Raw genomic sequence first — 16,913 nt, 5'->3', positions numbered from 1 at the left:
TTGAATTTTTTTCTTATTTTCATAAAAATTGTTAATTATTGGTTAGCTTTGTTAAAAAAAACAATTCAAAAGTCTTGCTTCAGGATTTGATGTTTTTCGCTTTTTTTACGGAGAAAACTCTTTTTTTAAGTAAACGATTACAATTGAGCAAAGCCATTTAAAGGGGCATGCGAGTATGTTACGATTGAAATCGAGTGTTTAAGAAAGAAGGGAAAGCTTTTGAAGCGGGAACATCTTTTACGTTGGTTTTTTTATTTTGTTGGATTGATTGTACTTGCTTTTGGACTATCGCTGACAGTGAAGGGAAAGATCCTTGGCATTGGGCCGTGGGACGCTTTTCATTATGGACTGTTTCAGCATTTTGGTTTAACCATTGGACAATGGTCGATCATTATTGGTGCACTCATTGTGACACTGACATCTGTTTTCACGAAATCTTTTCCAAAGATCGGCGCCCTTCTCAATATGGTGCTGATTGGCGTGTTTATTGATTTCTTTAATGCAGTATTACCTGCACCACATGGGTATTTACCTGCTTTATATGTGTTTATTACGGGCGTGATTGTGTCTGGGTATGGCGTTGGCATTTATGTCTCAGCTAATCTTGGCGCTGGGCCAAGAGATTCATTAATGCTGCTCATCTCAGCAAAAACGGGGCTGAACGTACAGTGGGTTCGAAATGGTATTGAGTTAACCGTGCTTCTATTTGCATGGATGCTCGGCGGCCCGATTGGCATTGGAACGATTCTGACGGCCATCTTTACTGGACTCGTCCTTCGTTTTTCATTGCCACAATCGACACGGCTCTTGCAGCTGCTCATTACAAAAACAGCGGAGAAACCTGTTCAAACCCTTACCCGATAAGAACAAGCCATTCTACTAAAAGAATGGCTTGTTTTGTGCTAAACTAAATAGACGCAATATTCTTAAAACAGGAGATGATCCCCTGATGCAGCTTTTCCATTATCATTACTGGACACCATTTGTTGAGGAGACGGAGAAGGCGTACACCTCATTAGGCTTTGAAGTAAAGGGTCGTTTCGCAAAGGAAGGTTCTTTTCCTCCTCCGCAGACATGGGATGATTTTAGAGAGAAGAAGCCCTCTTTCCGAATCATTGAGATGAGAAAGGGACAGATCAATATCACATTTGGTTATAGTAAAAAAGTCCTTTTTGATCACATCGGCTTTCTAGTGACTGATGATGAATATGATCAGCTGCTGGTACAAGCGCAAAAGAGAAAATGGGCAATCCAGACCGGGGAGCGAAGAACGTTTCTTTCTACACCAATGCGCTTAAGGCTTGAATTGCAACGGCGGACAGACGTGATTGAAACTGGAGAAGAAGCAATTGCCGAGATGACGATCGCAGTACCTGATTTGACTCATACACCTGCGGTCGATCAGTTGCTGGACGGTTTGATACAACCTATTCATTGGAAAAAGGGAGAACGTCTCTCTTTACTTGAAGTGAAGATGATGGATTCTCATAGGATGAATACGACCGATCCAAACGGTGTTCACGTCCTCAAACAAGGATAAAAAGCAGCGAGATACGCTGCCTTTTTTATGATTGTTTACGGATTGGAATCCAAATCAATGTTACATGATCTGGAGAATGTATCTCTCCATCTAAAGGATACGTTTCCATCTCCATTCCCCCAGCATGCTCATATCCTGAGGCAGGAAACCATTCTGTGAAAATACGTGTCCATGTTGAATGCACAGCGGTTTCGACAGGCCCCTTTGCCTGAAATACAGCCCACGTACTGGCCGGAATCTGCTCGACTGTCATGGTCGAATCTGGTTCTTCCTCACCTTGCTCAATCCCAATGATATAGTCAAATGTTTCAAGCGTTTCATCAAAATGCGCACATACACCGATATATCCGAGTTCTCCAGCTGCATGAGCCAGTGAATCGATCCATCCTTCTTGATTGACACGCTTCCAAAAGGCGGGAATATCCTGTTTGTTTTGGCTATTCTTTGTTGTTGTCTTTAGTCTTCTGCCCATGATTGAAAATGAATCCTTTTCCACAATTCGATAATGCATCGGTTCGACTCCTTTTATTTGAAGTTCGAAGGAGAGACGGGGGTAGGCTTTCACTGTATACTCGCCTGTTTTCACTGCTGCCGGTGTATATCCGTGATGCCGCTTGAAGGCTTTCGCAAACGACTCTGGGGTTTCATAGCCATACTTCACCGCCGCATCAATGACTTTCACTTGCTTGGTCATGAATTCTTCTGCCGCAAGGGTTAATCGTCTTTTGCGAATATATTCTGCTACTGCAATTCCCGTCAGCATATGGAATAGCCGCTGATAATGAAATTTAGACATACAGGCGGCCTTTGCCACTTCTTCGATCTGCAAAGGCTGATCCAGCCTCTCTTCCATATAATTGATACTATCCATGATCAAGTGAATCATTTTTCCCTCTCCTTCCTTTTCCACTATATCGAGAACCGCCCGCACCTTCCTGTCATTTTGTGCTTTCATTGAACAGGATGTCTGTTTCTCTTTTGCATGGGTTCATCCAATGGTACAATAAATGTAAAAAATTGAGGTCCGTTATGAAGATTTTCGCTATTCAATTACAACCTTTAGATGATAAAAATGCACGAAAACAAATAGAACAGCTGAAGCCTTTTGTGTCATTTGAAAAACGCGCCGCCGCTGAGCGCTTTCGTTTTTTGATCGATGCAAGAAGAACGCTTTTAGGTGAGGTACTGATTCGTCACATCATTCATGAGATGTACGCACTGCCTATGGAACAGATCATTTTTGAAACAGAAGGGAATGGAAAGCCTGTTGTCCGGCAAATTCCTTCTTTTCATTTTAATCTTTCTCACTCTGGTGATTGGGTCGTGGGCGCAGTAGATGATGCGCCTGTTGGCATTGATATTGAAGAGATTAAACCGATTGATTTAGCCATTGCCAAACGATTTTTTTCAGCTGACGAATATCAAGATTTACTCTCACAACCGGCAGAACAGCAGGAAGCCTATTTCTTTCATTTATGGTCCATGAAGGAGGCTTTTATCAAGCTGACAGGGAAGGGAATATCCTATGGTCTCTCATCCTTTACCGCTCGCTTGTCAAAGGATGGACAGGCTACTTTGAGATTACCTGATCACGAAGCCCCTTGCGTTGTCCAAACATATTCACTTGATCCTGCCTACCAAATGGCGGTTTGTACAAGAAAACCCGCTGCGGCTGAGCACGTCGAGATACTCACTTGTGAGAACATGCTGTCTCGCCTTAATAACGTGTGATTTGTTGAAGTGATGACTTTAGCAAATCGACGCCTCGTGCGATTTCCTCTTCTTTTACATGCCAAATGTTCAGTTGAAGTATAGGCTCCTTTTGATAAGTAGAAATAAAATGGCGGTCGATCGGCTGAACCATCACAGAAGCCTTTTTTAGCTGCTGAATGAGCTGATTCATCGGAATGGACCGGTCGACACGAACGTGGGTATGGGTAGCTGGCTCCTCTTCTCCCAGCGCATAAGCGCCTTGATCATTTTTCAAACAGGCCACAAGTTGTTTGGATCGAGCTCTATAGGTCGCCTGCATCCTTTCTCTATGACGCTCAAACATCCCGCTTTTCAAATAAATTTCTAAAGCAGCCTGCGAGAGCATCGAGCTGTCGATATCAATAAGCCGTTTATGTTCACTAAAGGGGCCAATCAGCTCGTTTGGTAAGACGACAGCACCTGTTCTAAGCCCCGGAAAAATGATTTTTGAGAAGCTTTTTAAATAAATGACCTTCCCCGCCTGATCATATGAATAGATCGGGTCTCTTTTTGTATCGAATTCTAAATCAGCCAAATAATCGTCTTCAACGATGTAGACATCATATGCTTCGGCAAGGGCTGCAATCGCTATTTTTTCTTGTTTCGACAGACTCGTTCCAAGCGGGTTTTGAAACCTTGGCATCGTATAGAAAAAGCGAATATCCTCCTCTCGGAAGATACGCTCCAATTCCTGAAGATCGAGTCCGTTTTCCGTCCGCTGGATTCCCCGGACAGGCAGCTGGTTTTTCTCTAAGTATTGGAGGAATAGGTGATAGCCTGGCTGTTCGACCAATATGGTCTGTTTTCCATTTGGAAACGGGATGGTGCTTAAAATCGATAAAGCCAGCTGAATACCAGAAGTCATAACGATCTGTTCTGGAGAGGCAAACACTTGATAATCCGTTAAACGCTTTGAAATGATTGGCAGTAAAGATGGTAATCCATTGGTGGTGCCATAGATAAATAAATCATTTTGATACAGATCAATCGCTTGATTGATGCAGTGCTGAAAATCGACATATGGAAATACAATGGGATCAGGCGCAGAGGAAGCAAAATCAATCCATGTGCCGCCCTTCTTAACGGCTGACTGATTGGTTTTCACGACAAAATAGCCACTTCTTTCTACAGAGTACAGCAAGTGTTCACGCTCTAATGTGTCTAGTGCTTTTATGACAGTGCTTTTGCTCACAGCATATTGAGCCGCTAAGTGACGAATGGATGGGATTTTCATTCCAGCATTGTATTCACCGCTCTCGATTTTGTTTTTTATATTCAACACAAGCTGATCATATTTCCTCACAGTACTACCCTCCTTGTACCGGTACAGATATCAATAACTCTTATTGTACACTTTACTTGATCCGTTTACGATAAAAAGACAGAACCGGTCAATTCAACTGAAGCATGCATGCTCGTGTAAGGAGAATTCTGATGGATATGTCAAAACAAAAAGCGTATGCTGCTTCGATCGCATACGCCTGTATTATTGGTTTTTCATTCTTGTTTGTCAAAGTAGCCTTAGCATCAGCGAATCCGATTGATGTATTGGCACACCGATTTACTGTTTCTTTCGCAGCGGCTCTTTTGCTATTTCCATTTTTACGAAAAAAGTACCGTTTTTCCATTCAATGGCGTGATCTCATTTACATTGTGCCATTTTCCTTGCTTTATCCTGTGTTGTTTTTTGCATTTCAAGTGTGGGGGCTGATGTTCACCTCTTCATCAGAGGCCGGCATTATTCAGGCGACCATCCCTATTTTGACAATGGTGCTTGCAGCATGGTGTTTAAAGGAACGTCCTACCTCGATTCAGGTGCTGTTTACCATTCTTTCTGTGTCCGGGGTGATGCTCCTCTTTGTGGTGAAGGGAATTGATGTGAAACATTCTCATCTCATTGGTTATGTGCTGATCTTACTTTCAGCCTTATCATCCAGTGCCTATAGCGTATTTGCCAGGGTGATGACACAGCGATTCCATGTCATTGAACTGACTTTCGTGATGACATTCTTTGGATTTGTCTTCTTTAATGCTGCTGCTCTCATTCGGCACTCGGTACATGCTACACTACCGCAGTTTTTCAGTCCGTTTACGCAGCCATCCTTTGTATGGTCTATGCTCTTTTTAGGCATTCTCTCATCACTGCTCACAGCGTATTTATCAAACTATGCTCTTTCCCACCTTGAAGCAGCAAAGGTGAGTATCTTTAACAATCTTTCTGCTTTCATTACCATTGCCGCTGGCGTGCTTATTTTACATGAAACGATTGATATGGTTCACCTCATCGGAGCTGTGCTCGTCATTGGCGGAGTAATTGGCGGGAATGTGGTGAGGAAGGGGAATTCAACACAGAAGAACTAGACAAAACTAACAACAAAACCATTTATTGTCTTGTATTTTTTTGTATAATAAGGAGAGAGAACCTTTCCTTATTATACAAACTAAAATGGACGTGTTATGAGTGCATATATTTATAGTATTTACAAAGATATTGATCCTCAACGAGTTAAGAGGCTATCAACGTAACAGACCTTATTTATATGTGTTATTTGCTATGAACTACATACTAGCACCACTCTTCCTAGGTGGACTGCTTGCGTTTTTTATCAAAAACGTATCAATCATCTACATCTCATTTTTCATTTTTTTAACAACGATTCACCTTGATAAAAGTCTTATGCGAATCTTATTTTCTTCAGATAAAAAACAGATGGCCATCCTGAAATTGAATATGGATCAATATATTTTTGGGAAAGATATGAGTAAATTTTTCGGTGTCATGATTGGTTTTATATGCTTTTTTTTAGGTTCTTTCTGCATGATTTTAAACACACATGCTTTGTATCATTCTTTTATTCTTGGAGCCTTAGGCATTAGCTCGTTATTATTCGGATATTTACTTAGATTGAAATTATTATTACTTCTTACTAGACCTAGATTCTTTTCAATCACACCCATGATTCCATACATCACCACTGGGATCATTGCTTCTTGGATGTTTTTTGTTTTTAAATTCGAATTATTTTCTATTCCTTTTTCTAACCAATTGGTGCTTACGCTTGCTGCTTTGATCTTTCTTACTAGTCTTATTTTGTTAATCAATTGGAAAAAGAACCTTAGATATACGCCTATCTTCCATTCAGAGGAGAAGAATAGACATCATCAAAACACAACATCAAGATCTTTCGATCATATTTTATTTTTTGAAATCATCCTTCTTTTGAGAAACCCTCCAATACAATGGTCGGTTTTACTATTTATATTCTCAATATCTGGTGGTCTATTTACTCTCATTCTGTATGGTGTTCATACAAACCAAATCGAAACACTGAATATAGAAAATGATTTTTTGTTTATCTTTAGTGTGATATTCCCTATGATTTTTATTTCTAACGCCCTTCAATCTTATGTCTCTTTTGATGTTGATGGTCCCATTATTCCTTTAAAACATAGGTTACCTCACTTTATAAAGAACAAAATAAACTCTAAGTTGATATTATCCGTTTTATTACATATGTTTTTTTGTATTGTATATGCTATCTTTTCTACTTTTACAATAAATGTAGATCACCCCTTTTATGTGATATTTACTTTGTTAGTTAGTAGCGTTTTAATAGGCGTATGCACAGTTGGTTCTACTGTTCTATTTCCTTATTTTAAATGGGAGTATGTGTATCAAGTTCCTAGCACACTGAGCAAATTAACATTAAACCTTTGCTTCAGTTTCATTTTAGGCTTATCCGTTATGTCCTCATATAACCTAGCCTCTTTTATTGCGGCAAATACGATCATGATTGTTTGTACAGTGATCATCATCGTCATCATGTTTTTATTTTGGGATAAAACGATTAACAAAAACTGCAAATCAGTTAAAACATTATTCGAGTGAGGGATTGTATGCTTTCAATTCATGATCTAATCAAGGAATATACAGAGTCCAACTTCAAAATATCAATTCATGAATTACATTTTCATAAAGGCTCAATTGTTGGATTATTAGGCAAAAATGGTGCTGGAAAAACAACCATTCTTGAAATAATCGCAGGGTTGATCACACCAGATAAAGGTGAATTGATCATACAAAAGGATATAGCAAATGGTTTTTCAACTGTCGGTTACATGGAAGATGATCCAACACTTTTTGAAAACTTAACATGCTTCGAATTGATTAAATATCAATCCATGTTAGTTGAACAACCGTTAAATAAAAAACAGATTCAACATTTATTAGAAAAATATGGGCTTGAAAAACAAGCCCATATTCGCTCTTCTTCTCTATCCCGAGGGATGAGGCAGAGAATTTCTTTTATATTAACCACCTTACACAATCCATCTATTATCTTATTAGATGAACCATTTACCGGTCTAGACCCAGCAAATATGACACTTATGAAAAGACATCTAAGAGAATTTAAGGCTCAAAATAAAACGATCATTCTTTCTACACACATCCTGCAATTTGCCGCTAACTTATGTGACGAGATCCTTTTTATAAATGAAGGACAAATCGTTCATTCAGAAAAAAAAACTTCCGAAGAAATATTTGATGAAGGTCAGCTTGAAAAAAGATTCTTTGAAACGTTATCCTAAATAGCAGTTTCTCTGCGTTTAAAATGATATTCAGCTATAGAAAACAACGGCCCTCGTTTGACGGGGCCGTTGTTTTCTTTTATTGGCTGATGAATTGCCTTTTTGTTGTCTGCTCAATGACATGCCTCATATGTTCTGCGAACTGCTCGAGGTGTGTGTTGATATACATGTGGCCTCCTTCGAAATCAGTGCGTTCGATGGCGTTTGCCCATGTTAGCCAGCCGTCTGCGTCTTCAATACATTTCTTATCTTGCTTTCCGTTCAATAAATAAACGGGTGATTCAATGATTGTTTTGTCTGTGTGCTGGAAGGATTCTAATGCTTGATAGTCGGCACGTAAGGATGGTGTAAAGTAATCCATCATTGGCTTGTTCTCTAACAATTCTTTTGGAATCCCGCCCATTTCAGCAATATGCTGAACAAATGCTTCATTCGATAAATGGGTCAATATTTGTCTTTTTGTTTGCGGCGGCTGAATGGCAGAAATGACAACTGCTGCCGGATCGATGCCTTCCCTTTCTAGCAACTGAGTCAGCCTGTACACCACAAGTCCGCCCATGGAATGTCCGAACAAAATAAATGGACGGTTTAATTTGCCTGTCAGTCCTTCTTTATACAATTCAGCCAGCCGGTCAATGCTTGTTTCAAGCGGCATGAGGTTCGTTCCATGACCCGGAGGTTCTGCTGCTGTCACTTCGGCCGTGTCCTTCAGCTGTTCAAAGAGCGGACGGTAAGAGGCGGAATATCCGCCTGCAAAAGGAAAACAAATAAGCTGAATGAGATCTGATTTTTTTTCAAAGGTTTTAAATAATTGGTTCATACGTCCTTACCCCTTTACGATCGTTTCAAGAATCTGCGCAAGTTGATCTGCCTGCGGTCTTTTCATCATGGTCACATGGTCGCCTTTTATTTGATAATACGAGCACGTTTCTCTCGTGTAAGCTTCCCAATCGGCAAATTTCTTCTGGAAATCTGTGGCGTGATCGCTGCTTTGTATAATATAAAACGGCACAGAGAATGGGTCTTTTTCTAATTCAATGGCTTGTGACATGATGGTATTATGAGTCTGCATTTGCAAGTATTTATCTAAATAGTGATCATTCATAAATTGATGAACGACTTCATCCTTTTCTGCTTCTTTAAGGATTTTCTGCTTCACTTCTTGGAAGCTGAGCCCTTGTAATGCTTCTGGTTTGATGCCGACGAGGTTCCCCATACCTAGGACGAGGGCCAGCATTTTCACTTCTTCTTCGTTCATATCGGCATGAAGCGCTTGATCTGCCTCATCTCTTAATACCGGAACCGTATCTAAAATGATCAATCCTTTTGGCGCTTTTCCTGCATGACAGAGTCTCTGATTCATTCCGTAAGCAAGATGTCCGCCCATGGAATGCCCTGCCAAATAATCAATGCCTGGTCGATAGAATGTCTCAATGGCTTCAATAAAAATGGTGACAAGCTCTGTATAATGAAGGAATTGTGGTTCTTCATCCTCATACAAGCCTGGAGACTGCAAGGCGTAAACAGCTCCTTCATGTGTCATGAGCTTGGCCACATCGATATAACCCATCACCGTTCCACCAGCAGGCGGTGCAAAGAAAATTCTCGGTTCAGCCGGATCCCCTTTTTTCAACTCGATCACATAGTCTTTCGGCGCTCTTTCGACAGACTCGCCTGTTTCTGGCACTGTGTCCAAATATGCCGCTAACTGCGCTGGCGCTGGGTGCATGAAAATCCATTTCGGATCAACACGGACACCTTTTTCTTTTAATTTGGCAACGGCTTGAATACTCATAATGGAATCTCCACCTAAATCAAAGAATGAATCATGAATTCCTACTCGTTTGACACCAAGCACTTCACTGAAAGCTGTCACAATCAGCTGCTGTGTTTCTGTTGCCGGTTGATCGTCTTCATGCGAGGAAGAGACTGCGTCTGTCGGCTCCGGCAATGCTTTTTGATCGACCTTCCCATTTGTTGTGACAGGAATTGCGTCAAGTACGATAAAGTAACTTGGAATCATATAGCCTGGCAGGCTTTCCTGTAAAAATGCTTTCCATCCGGGAACAGGCTCTCCCCCATCTGTGACAAGGTAGGCTGCCAGCCGGTTTGAGCTGCCGTACGTTTTAGCAATGACGGTACATTCTTTTACTTGTGGGTGTTTGAGCAGGGCTGTCTCAATTTCTCCACATTCAATTCGGTAGCCTCTAATTTTGACCAAGTTGTCTTTTCGGCCAAGGTATTCAATACTGCCATCAGACCGCCATTTCCCTAGGTCACCGGAACGATACAGTTTGTCCCCTTTTAATGCCGGGAATGGATTGTCAATAAACCGCTCCTGCGTACGCTCTGGGTCATGCAGATATCCTTTTGCCAGCCCTGTTCCGCCGATATAGATTTCTCCTTTGACGCCTGTAGGTACTGGATTGAGATGATCATCTAGTATGACAACCGTTGAGTTGGCGACTGGCACACCGATTGGCACTGATCTTGCATCCTCGGGTACGTGTGTGACTTGATAAGTGGTCGCTAATGTTGTGTTTTCTGTTGGACCGTAAGCATTGATCAGCACACCCTTCATATGTGGCAATGCCTTTCGTGCATGCTCACTAGACATGGCTTCTCCGCCAACGAGTAATGTACGGTATCCAGCCACACTTTTTGGATCATGCTCAATCAGCCGGTTGAATAATGCAGTTGGCAAACAGTTGGCTGTGACTTGATGCATTTTGATTAAACGAGTTAATTCGTCCATATTCAGAGCAGCATATTTCGGGATCAGAACCAGCTGACCGCCATTGAGCAGCATTCCCCATAATTCAAAGGTAAAGGCATCAAATGCATAGTTAGACAGCTGAAGCATTTTATCTTCTGAACCAAGCTCAATATAGTTTGTTTCTTTCACTAAGCGGACCACTCCTGCATGAGGAAGCATCACGCCTTTTGGTGTGCCTGTTGAGCCTGAAGTGTAGTTAACATAGGCAAGCTGGTCTTCTCCTACAATCGATTTTTCCCTTTGATACACTGCGCCTGTTTCTGGTAACGGCTTGTCCATTTCAATCTTTGTGCCGCTCAGATCGTCTAAACGATTGATCAGATGCGACTGGGTTAAGATGATATCGCTTTGTGTATCGCGAACGATCAGACCAATGCGGGCATCTGGATACTCAGGTGACATCGGTACATAAGCAGCACCCGACTTGACGATCCCTAGAACTGAGACCATCATGTCAAACGAACGATCAAACAGCATCGGGACAAGTGAACCTGGTCCAACGCCTTTTGACTGTAAATAGGCAGCCAGTTTTGTCGACTTCTCGTCTAAATCTTGATACGTCATATGCTCTTCCATATAGGATACAGCAATCCGGTGCGGGTCACGCTGCACTTGTTCTTCAAATAATTCTTGCAGCGTACGCTTTGGATAAGGCGTGTCAGTTTGATTTTTCCCTATGATCATGGCATCCTGTTCTGTTTTGTCCATGACGCAAAAGTCAGCAAATGTCCGTTCAGGCTGAGCCGTCATGCCATCTAACAAATTGAGATAATAATTCATCATACGGTGGATCGTTTCTTGCTCAAATAAATCCGTATTATATTCCACATGGATAGACAGCTTGTCCTCCTGCTCAAATACATGCAAGGTGAGATCAAATTTAGAGACGGTATGATGGACCATCACTTGTTCCGATGTCAGTCCTTTTAGGTTGATATCCAGCGAATCAGTGACATACCCCATGGCGACTTGGAAGATCGGTGAACGACTTAGGTCTCTATCCATTGAAAGGTCATCCACAAGCTTGTCGAATGGATAATGCTGATGTTCAAAGGCTTTTAACGTCATTTCTTTCACCTTTGCCAGTAAATCGGCAAAGGTATCGGCTTTTGAAACGTCCTGTCTCAGCGCCAATGTATTGACAAACATGCCGACGAGCTTCTCTGATTGTTCGACATCACGGCCAGCGATCGGCGATCCAACAATGACATCTGTTTGTCCAGACAACTTGTGAAGCAGGACATAATAGGCTGACAACATCGTCATAAATAGTGTTGTCCCCTGCTGCCTCGACAAGGCATGTAAACGCCGAACAAGCGGTTCATCTATCACGATTTGCTCTGTAGCCCCATTAAATGTTTGAACCGGCGGACGAGGACGGTCAAACGGGAGCTCTAATACCGGCAACTCTCCTTGTAACGTTTCTAGCCAATAGCTCTGAGCCTCATGGTGGTTATTTAATTGCTCATTCTCCCAATGAACATAATCGGTCCATTCAATCTCAAGTGCAGGTAGCTCAGGCGTTTTCTCTGATAATAGCGCACCATACACGACTTCTAATTCTTGAATAAGCAGGCTGAGCGACCATGCATCGGAAATGATATGATGCTGCGCACAAAGCAAGTAATATTCCTCTTTCCCCATATCAACAATTGTCCATTGTGCAAGCGGCCCCCGTTCTAAGTCATAGATGCGGTTCGCCTCTTGCTGAATCAGTTGTTCCAATCTTCTCGCTCTTGTTTTTTCATTAAATAATGAGAAATTCGCAACGGTTACTGATGGCGGAAGGTCTTCACGGATGACTTGAACCGGCTTGCCGCCAATGGTTTGAAATGTTGCGCGCAGTGCTTCATGACGTTTTGTTAAGAGACCGATCGCCTTTGTTAACGTTTGGATGTGTAATTGGCCCATCAGCTTCCAAGCACCTAATATATTGTAATGATGGCTCTTTTCTAATGTAGATAAGAACCAAATTCGCTTTTGAGCGTGTGACAGCTCATAGCTTGTTCGTTTTTCCAGCTTTGGAATGCCGACTTCCTGAATGGCTGGTGCTCCATTGATGTCATCGACCATTTGTGCCAAGTGTGCCAGATTCTTGCTTTCAAATAATATTTTTAGCGGTGCCTTTATTGAAAACTCATGATTAATACGAGAAATCGTTTGAGTGGCCTTTAATGAATGTCCACCAAGGTCAAAGAATTGATCCTCTTTGTACACACGATCGACTTCTAAAATATCCTCCCATACGGCCGCAAGCACCTGCTCTGTCTTCGTTTCTGGCAATTGCTTTTCAAACGGCTGTGCGTGTTTGTAATGGAACTGTTTGAGGGCTTCATGATCAATAGAGCCATCTTGTTTTTTCGGTATATCTTCCACTTGCCTGATGTCCCATTTCCCCTCTATGATGTCTGTGATCTTGTCAGCATCCACTTCTTTGCCTGATTGCACCGTATAGTACAGTTTCTTTTCAAAATGCGGGATTGGTGCTGGTTGAAGATGTTCAGCGATTTCTTGATTCGCCCCATCTAGGCCGATAAATAGATGCGCTTCATTCAGCCGAACACCTAGACATAATGAATGGAGTCCTTGTTTTTTTCCAATCAATTGAAAGCCCTTGCGAACGGTTAGCGCGGCCCCAGTATGTCCCTTAGACAAACCAAGATTATCCCACATGCTGAAATTCAACGAAATCGCTCTTCTTCCCTCATGATAAGTAAGGGCATGTGCGAGTCCATCTAAAAAGCTGTTCGCCGCAGAATATGCGCCAAATGTGGTGCCGCCAAAAAAGCCATTTACTGATCCAAAAAAGACGAGTGGAACTGACGGGTCATGCTTGAAAGCTTCCTGCAGCACCCAAGCACCATCTGCCTTCCCTGAAAGTTCTTTGACGAAATCTTCTTCTGTTGTATGAGCCAGTGTGTACGTATCCACATGCTGAAAGTGCTCAGATACATTGCCAGCACCGGCTAAATGAAGCGCTCCTCGGATTGACTGTCCGAAATGCTTTTCTGCTTCATAAATCGCCCGCTCGACGTCACATAAATTCGTCACATCGGCTTGTACATAAAGGACGTCTCCCAGATCTTTAAGTTGTGAGAATGACGCCTCTTTTTCTCTGTCTTCTTCAAGGGATGTCCGTCCAATTAACACGAGCTTCAAGCCAAATTGGAGCATTTGCTTAGACAGTTCAAATCCAATACCGCCAAGCCCGCCAGTCAGCAAGTACAAGCTTTCATATTCTAAAAACCCTTCTGTCTGAGGTGCCGTCATCATATTCACTTTTTCCAGCTTTGGTACGAGACGCTGGCCATGCCGGTAAGACACTTCTGCTTTCAAATGAATCGCACCTAGTTCGTCCGTAATATGCTTGGCATCCTGTTCCACATTCTCCGCTTCAATATCAAGGTGAGACACTTCTGCCCCTTCCCATTCTTGCGGGATGGTTTTTAATAATCCGGCAAGAGACGTTTTCTCCACATGAAGCTCATCTTGCGGTTTTACCAATTGACCACCTTTTGTGACAACAACGAGACGCATCGGCTCTTTATTTTCTTGTCTCAATGCTTGATACAAATACAAAATGGATTGGCTAGTGCTTGCATTCAGTTCTTTGAACTGCGCAGGGCTCGCAATCATCTCCTTGTCTGATACATTCCACAAGTGGAGCATACGGTCAATTTTTAATTCATCGGCTTCAAGCGCCGCCACAAGCCTGACGTAATCCCCCTTGATTCGAGGGTTCATCTGATACATCCCTTTTGACAGGCGTAAAAATTCATAACCCTTTTTCACAGAAACATAAGGCAGGTTCATTTGTTCAAATTGTGTATAAAGCGATTGATAAAGCCCTTTTTCATCCTCAAATACGAGTACATGATCAGTGGAGACTGGCTGAGATGGACCGATATTCTCTTTTACCCAAATACGTTTAAAGAACCAATCTGGGAGGGTTTGTTCATTTTCCGAAGCAAGATCAAGTGCACGTTCAATGTCATGAAATACCCCATCTTTCAGTGCCGCACCTAGTTGGGCACGTTGGATTTTTCCGCTTTCTGTTTTCGGAAATTGGTCTTTTTTCACCGGAATGATATGGTCAGGTTCGATTCCCATTTTGCGAATGATGCTCTCTCTAATCTGCTGAATCATTGTGATTTGATCCTCTATCGAATCCTTCTGCGTGACAAAAAAGACAGCGAGTGTGTCATTACTTGATTCGGGATTGTAAATGCCGTACGCAGCGGCAAAGGTGACTTCAACCCCCTCAACTTCTTCCACAACGGCTTCAATTTCGTAATTCAAATAGTTCGCTCCGTTGATGACGATGATATCCTTTTCCCGTCCTGTGAGGACTAGGCGCCCTTCATGAATAAATCCTAAATCTCCTGTATGAAACCAGCCGTTTTCCGCAAATACTTCTTCATTGGCTGCCTCATTTTGATAGTAGCCCATCATAATCGTTGGACTCTTCACCTGCAAGCGGCCGACTTGATCTTCTGGCAACACTTGGTGATGCTCGTCTACAATCCGAATCCATACAGAAGGGATTGGTGCACCGACTTCTGTAAAAGTCATCTTGTGCGGATGATCGTGCGTCACATATTGAATCTCACTTGTTAATGTGGTCTGATCAATGGTCAGTTGTCCACCCTGATCATCATGACGCATGAATTCTTTTGACTGGACAATGGCTGATGATGTTTCTGACATGCCATAAGCCGGCACCATCGTATGGCGGCTTAATCCGTGCTCACCCATGATGTGCATGAAACGCTGCGTCACTTTAGGAACAACTGCTTCGGCGGCGTTCATGATATAGGTCAAGGTGGAGAGATCCCAGCTCCCTTTGCGAATGTCGTCTTCATATTCATTCATCATCGCAAAGGCAAAGTTTGGCGCCCATGTCCTTGTGACACCGTATCTTTCTACCCAATCCAGCCACACCATCGGCCGTTCGATAAATTGATCAATGGATGGACTAATTTGCTGGCAGCCGAGGTAGACATCATGGACATGAAACATGACAATGCCCCCTACATGATCAAGCGGCATCCAGTTCATTGATACATCCTCATGCGTGAAACCATTTGCCTGCTCAAAGGAAATGATTCTAGATAAAATGCTTTGATGGTTGTGCCGGATACACTTTGGCACACCCGTACTGCCTGAGGACAGCAGCTGAAGCACAGGCTCATCTGGCTCTGGCTCATAATGCTGTTCATCTGGGTCACAGGCAAGTAATGTTTCGATTGTTAAAATCGGAATCGCTTTTGATTCAAACGTTTTACGTAGCCCTGCAATGTCCTCAGCACTCGCTTCGTTTGTAATAATGAATGGTTCATTTTGCAGCTGAAACACGCCCTTGAGCTTGTTCACACCTTGATTCATTTCATCATACACAGGCGGTACAGAGACTGGGGTTGGAATGATTCCACCGAGAATACAGCCCCAGAATACCGTGATAAAATCTTGATGGTCTTTCAATTGAAGCAGCACTTGATCGCCGTTTGAAAGTCCGGCTGCCCTTAATCCAGATAGGACACGTTCCGCTCCTGTGAGTAATTCCGGGTAAGTCTGGATCACCTCATGACCGCCTTCTTTGAGATACGTGACTCCGCGATTTGGTGACATAAAGGCGGCTCGGATCAGTACCTCTGTCAATGTGACTGGTGTACCTGGTTTTCTGATCACATCACCTCCATAAACAAGGGCTGGTGGTTTTTCTTGTACGGAGGATTGTATGGTTTGGCTGACTTCATCTTTTGAAAACGATTCGTTTCCATTTGTACGCTGTCTATCTGGGAAGAGGTCATCTAAATGATAGGGTGTTTGTTTTTCTGTCTGACTCTCTATCAAAACGGCTGCTTCCTCTACTCCATCTATGGCTTTCGTGCGCTCTTCTATCTTTCTTCGTTCCTCTTCATCTAGTACGTCAATGGCAAGCAGCGCCTCGGTATCGACCGCTCCATTTTCTTTTCGCGGCAAGGAAGGGACGAGGACGAGTGCGGCTGGCACTTCATCAGGATGAAGCGGGCCTTTCATCATATCCTCTCTTGTCAGGGAAGGGTCCTTCGCCTGTGCAAACAGCACAAGCGATAGGCCTCCTTCTTGATTTTTCTTCGGGATGAGCGCACATTCCTTTAGTGGAAAGTGAAGCATGAAGACTTTCTCTAATGCTTTGAGATCGATTCGTTTTCCATTGATCCTGACAATATGATTTGCTGCATTTCCTTTTCGTCTACTAACTAGCATTCTTCT

The 16,913-nt window shown here is 42.6% G+C and carries 10 protein-coding genes; 6 read left to right on the top strand and 4 right to left on the bottom strand.

Annotated features, from left to right (window positions below):
- Window positions 1–219 precede the first annotated feature (219 nt).
- The gene (locus MHH31_RS02055) at window positions 220–864 is read left to right on the top strand and encodes a YitT family protein (RefSeq protein ID WP_007498187.1); all 645 of its coding nucleotides are present in this window, start codon (window positions 220–222) and stop codon (window positions 862–864) included.
- 85 nt (window positions 865–949) lie between these two features.
- Window positions 950–1,540, top strand: coding sequence for a hypothetical protein (locus tag MHH31_RS02050; protein WP_268418403.1), 591 nt, complete (start codon window positions 950–952; stop codon window positions 1,538–1,540).
- Window positions 1,541–1,565: 25 nt separating this feature from the next.
- On the opposite strand, the gene MHH31_RS02045 is transcribed toward MHH31_RS02050, so the two are convergent.
- Window positions 1,566–2,426, bottom strand: a complete 861-nt coding sequence (locus tag MHH31_RS02045) for an effector binding domain-containing protein (RefSeq protein WP_342495213.1) — start codon at window positions 2,424–2,426, stop codon at window positions 1,566–1,568.
- A 143-nt stretch (window positions 2,427–2,569) separates the two neighbouring features.
- Between MHH31_RS02045 and MHH31_RS02040 the strand changes: the two genes are divergently transcribed.
- Entirely contained in the window at window positions 2,570–3,271 is a 702-nt protein-coding gene (locus MHH31_RS02040; RefSeq protein WP_342495212.1) for a 4'-phosphopantetheinyl transferase superfamily protein, read from the top strand.
- On the opposite strand, the gene MHH31_RS02035 is transcribed toward MHH31_RS02040, so the two are convergent.
- Window positions 3,258–4,595 carry a PLP-dependent aminotransferase family protein gene (locus tag MHH31_RS02035; RefSeq protein WP_342495211.1) on the bottom strand — a complete coding sequence of 446 codons (1,338 nt, stop codon included), beginning with the start codon at window positions 4,593–4,595 and terminating at the stop codon, window positions 3,258–3,260. The genes MHH31_RS02040 and MHH31_RS02035 overlap by 14 nt on opposite strands.
- Before the next feature lie 131 nt (window positions 4,596–4,726).
- Here MHH31_RS02035 and MHH31_RS02030 point away from each other — a divergent pair, with 131 nt between their 5' ends.
- The 3 genes from MHH31_RS02030 (at window position 4,727) to MHH31_RS02020 (ending at window position 7,882) form a co-directional block, all read left to right on the top strand.
- Window positions 4,727–5,653 (top strand): DMT family transporter, encoded by a 927-nt coding sequence (locus MHH31_RS02030; protein ID WP_342495210.1) that lies wholly within the window; start codon window positions 4,727–4,729, stop codon window positions 5,651–5,653.
- A 193-nt stretch (window positions 5,654–5,846) separates the two neighbouring features.
- Window positions 5,847–7,181 carry a hypothetical protein gene (locus MHH31_RS02025; RefSeq protein ID WP_342495209.1) on the top strand — a complete coding sequence of 445 codons (1,335 nt, stop codon included), beginning with the start codon at window positions 5,847–5,849 and terminating at the stop codon, window positions 7,179–7,181.
- Window positions 7,182–7,189: 8 nt separating this feature from the next.
- Window positions 7,190–7,882, top strand: coding sequence for an ABC transporter ATP-binding protein (locus MHH31_RS02020; protein WP_251211026.1), 693 nt, complete (start codon window positions 7,190–7,192; stop codon window positions 7,880–7,882).
- Between the two features lie 79 nt (window positions 7,883–7,961).
- Here the strand turns inward: MHH31_RS02020 and MHH31_RS02015 are convergent, their stop codons facing one another.
- Window positions 7,962–8,702 (bottom strand): alpha/beta fold hydrolase, encoded by a 741-nt coding sequence (locus MHH31_RS02015; RefSeq protein ID WP_160758155.1) that lies wholly within the window; start codon window positions 8,700–8,702, stop codon window positions 7,962–7,964.
- 6 nt (window positions 8,703–8,708) lie between these two features.
- Window positions 8,709–16,907, bottom strand: a complete 8,199-nt coding sequence (locus MHH31_RS02010; RefSeq protein ID WP_342495208.1) for an amino acid adenylation domain-containing protein — start codon at window positions 16,905–16,907, stop codon at window positions 8,709–8,711.
- Between the last annotated feature and the right edge of the window lie 6 nt (window positions 16,908–16,913).

Origin of the sequence: Bacillus sp. FSL K6-1033, from assembly GCF_038630765.1 — a bacterium.
GTDB classification, from domain to species: domain Bacteria; phylum Bacillota; class Bacilli; order Bacillales; family Bacillaceae; genus Bacillus; species Bacillus altitudinis.
The sequence above is the reverse complement of the archived record's forward strand: the minus strand, read 5'-3'. Positions and strand labels throughout refer to the sequence as shown.

What these genes read in the sequence shown, in the direction of transcription:
- MHH31_RS02050 (WP_268418403.1), top strand. Translation starts at nt 950, where the DNA reads ATGCAGCTTTTCCATTATCATTACTGGACACCATTTGTTGAGGAGACG.
- MHH31_RS02025 (WP_342495209.1), top strand. Translation starts at nt 5,847, where the DNA reads ATGAACTACATACTAGCACCACTCTTCCTAGGTGGACTGCTTGCGTTT.
- MHH31_RS02045 (WP_342495213.1), bottom strand. Translation starts at nt 2,426, where the DNA reads ATGATTCACTTGATCATGGATAGTATCAATTATATGGAAGAGAGGCTG.
- MHH31_RS02015 (WP_160758155.1), bottom strand. Translation starts at nt 8,702, where the DNA reads ATGAACCAATTATTTAAAACCTTTGAAAAAAAATCAGATCTCATTCAG.
- MHH31_RS02020 (WP_251211026.1), top strand. Translation starts at nt 7,190, where the DNA reads ATGCTTTCAATTCATGATCTAATCAAGGAATATACAGAGTCCAACTTC.
- MHH31_RS02040 (WP_342495212.1), top strand. Translation starts at nt 2,570, where the DNA reads ATGAAGATTTTCGCTATTCAATTACAACCTTTAGATGATAAAAATGCA.
- MHH31_RS02030 (WP_342495210.1), top strand. Translation starts at nt 4,727, where the DNA reads ATGGATATGTCAAAACAAAAAGCGTATGCTGCTTCGATCGCATACGCC.
- MHH31_RS02010 (WP_342495208.1), bottom strand. Translation starts at nt 16,907, where the DNA reads ATGCTAGTTAGTAGACGAAAAGGAAATGCAGCAAATCATATTGTCAGG.